General features: G+C 56.7%; 1 protein-coding gene and 1 pseudogene. Both read left to right on the forward strand.

What is annotated here, in order from left to right:
• Positions 1 to 120: 120 nt before the first annotated feature.
• Positions 121 to 834: pseudogene (locus tag Q363_RS31070) on the forward strand (IS3 family transposase); the annotation flags it as partial.
• Positions 835 to 1,561: 727 nt separating this feature from the next.
• Positions 1,562 to 2,866, forward strand: coding sequence for a group II intron reverse transcriptase/maturase (gene ltrA, locus Q363_RS31075; protein WP_035358524.1), 1,305 nt, complete (start codon positions 1,562 to 1,564; stop codon positions 2,864 to 2,866).
• The last annotated feature ends 258 nt before the right edge of the window (positions 2,867 to 3,124 follow it).

Genomic DNA, 3,124 nt, shown 5'->3' on the forward strand with positions numbered 1-3,124 from the left:
TGGAACACCTCCTGTCTACACCTCTACACCCTCCAGGGGCTTAGGCGGCGGACCATGCCAGTAGTTATTCACTTGATTTCATAACTGGAAGCTTATATTCGCGCTGTCTAGGAAGAACATCGCGGAGCTTACGGCTGGCCGCGCATCTGGTGCCATTTGCGTAGGGGCGGCATTCGCGTGGGCAAACTGCGGGTGCAGCGGCTGATGCAGCAGCAGGGTATACGTGCCCGCGGCAAACGGCGTTTCCGCATCGCCACGACCGACAGCCGGCATGATCTACCAGTCGCGCCGAACCTGTTGAACCGCAACTTCACCCTATCCTCGCCGAATTTGGCATGGAGCGGCGACATCACTTACATCCCCACCGAGGAAGGCTGGCTGTTTCTGGCCGTAGTCATCGATCTGTTCAGCCGCCGCGTGGTGGGCTGGTCGATGCAGACCGACGTGGGCCGTAACCTGGTCATCGACGCTTTGGAGATGGCCTGGTTCCAGCGCCGTGCTCAGGGCACAACGGAGTTGATCTTTCACAGCGACCGCGGCAGTCAGTATGCCAGTCATGAGTTCCGCGCGGTGTTGAAGGAACACGGCATCCGGGCTTCGATGAGTCGCAAGGGCAACTGCTGGGACAACGCCCCGACAGAGACACTGTTTGGATCTCTGAAGGTGGAACGGCTGCACGGGCAGCGTTTCGTAACCATCCGTCAGGCCAAGGATGAAACTGTCGCCTGGCTGCTCTGGTATAACCGCGAGCGCATGCACTCAACGCTGAACTATGTAAGTCCCATTGAATTCGAAGAGGACTGGAAGGACGCTCTGGCGGAGGCTGCCGCCTGAGCATTGGACGCCACCGAGGCAGACGGTGGAAAATGCTGGAAATCGATACTGCCGATTTCCACAATTCCCACCGTCACGACGACGACTACGAGGATGTATATCCTCGCAAAATGGCAGAGCTAAGAGATACGCATTCTGTCGCGTTGGGGAAAGCTCGGAAGAGGGGGAACTGTTGATGAGATAGCGAAACCTCTTAACCCAACCTAGCGGGTGCAAATCCCGCCTGACCAAAGTCGAGCAGACAGGTTAGTAGCGAGTGTTGCCATTCACTGGGCGACCGGTGGGTGCGAAGCGTACACAGTAAGAAAGCAGGCCGTGAGGATCAGCACCGAGATCGTATCTCGTACCGATGCCGACGTCTTCAGAATGGCGGAAGGCAGTATTCGGCAGCAACCGCTAATGCGAGGTTGTGCTGAAATCGGCGGTGTCTCTAGCCCGCGGCATGTTTTTCAAAAAGGTTGGCCGGGAACCCAAGAGAGCTCCCCATCTCCTCTCACACCAGGAGGAACGCCTTCGGATTGGGTCGAGAGAAACGTGCAACCAAGGGTCGACCGAAGGAAGTACGGATAGATGGTTGAGCAGTCTTACAACCCCATAGTACCGAGGAAGGTGGGGAACCGCAGGGCTTCCGCAAGGAGCGGCCACGGGACCCAGTGGAGGGAAGGGGGAAGCAGGCATACGAATCTGTTGAAAGGAGACATGACCGAGACTCAGAACTCGAAACATTATGTGCACAGACATCGACAGATTAGCTGAACTCGCCAAGGAAGATCCGAAGCGACAGTTCTACTCCATCGCTCACCTGATTACAGTGGAGAAGTTGTATGCGGCATTTCGGAGTCTACGAAAGAATGCCAGTGCTGGAATCGACGGGGTCACGTACGCAGAGTACGAGACTAGCGCCGAGGAGAACGTCCGCCAGTTGCATCGGCGGCTCGTGGCAGGAAAGTATCAGGTTCAACCGCTCCGCCGAGTCTATATCCCCAAGGAGAACGGACAACAGAGACCCATCTCTATTCCCGCCCTCGAGGATAAGTTCGTGCAGAAAGTGGTAGTGGACCTGCTCAACGCCATCTACGAGCAGGACTTTCTAGATTGCTCCTACGGGTTTCGGCCTGGACGAGGGCAACATCAGGCTCTGGACGAAGTGGGACGGGTGATATGTACTCGGCCCACGGGTTGGATTCTGGAGATAGACATCAGCGCATACTTCGACAAGATTGTTAGGGGCATTCTCATCGAGATGGTGGAGAAGCGCGTAAATGACAGTAGCGTGCTCCGCCTGATCCAGAAATGGATCAAGGTCGGAGTCATCGAAGACGGCAAACTGCTCGTGAGCGAAACAGGGACAGGACAGGGGCAGCCGATTAGCCCGCTCCTGGCCAATATTTACCTGCACCACGCACTCGATGAGTGGTTTGAGGATGTGGTGAAGCCCCGTCTGAAAGGGGAAGCCTACGAAGTTCGTTTTGCCGATGACGCCATCCTGTGCTTTCAGCATAAGGAGGACGCGGAAAAGGTGCTGAGTGTCTTATCGAAGCGGTTCGAGAAGTACGGTTTGACATTACACCCGGAGAAGACGCGGCTGATTGAGTTTGGGCGCTATGCAGCGAGGAATGCGAAGCAGCAGGAAAAGAAACCCGAAACCTTTGACTTCCTCGGATTCAAGCACATTTGCGCTCGCAGCCGAAAGGGCAAGTTCGCGGTGCACGGAAGGACGCTCGCCAAAAGGCTCCGCAGAGGGCTGAAGGCGGTCACCGAATGGTGTAAACAACACCGGCACGAGCCCGTGAGCAAGCAGCAGAAAGCCCTAAACGCCAAGCTCCGCGGCCACTACCAGTACTACGGAAGGCCGACGAACTACCGAAGTATTTGGCAGTTCTATCGGCGAGTCCGTCGCATCTGGCGCGAATGGCTGGGTCGCCGCACACGCGGGCGGCCGCTGACGTGGGAGAAATATCAAGCGATCCTGCGACAGCATCCGCTACTGCTACCTAGGATCATGCATTCCTGGGCGAGCACAGGGAAGTAAGCCTGAAGAACCCGCTGCGGGAAATCCGCACGGCGGGGTCCGTGAGGGGGGAGCCTCCCGGCGAGCCACGGTGGACTTAAACGGGCACGAAGCTGGAAACGGCGGACACGGACAAAGAACACCTAAAGCACGCTGGGGCTTCCCTACTCGGAAGGGCAACGTCAAATAGCTGCGATGGATTGAATCCCCTTGAAGCAATTGTCCTGCCAAAACCTATCCGGGTTTAGTACAAATCGCCGTATCCACAATGCTCGCTCC

The organism is Edaphobacter aggregans DSM 19364 (genome assembly GCF_000745965.1).
GTDB classification, from domain to species: domain Bacteria; phylum Acidobacteriota; class Terriglobia; order Terriglobales; family Acidobacteriaceae; genus Edaphobacter; species Edaphobacter aggregans.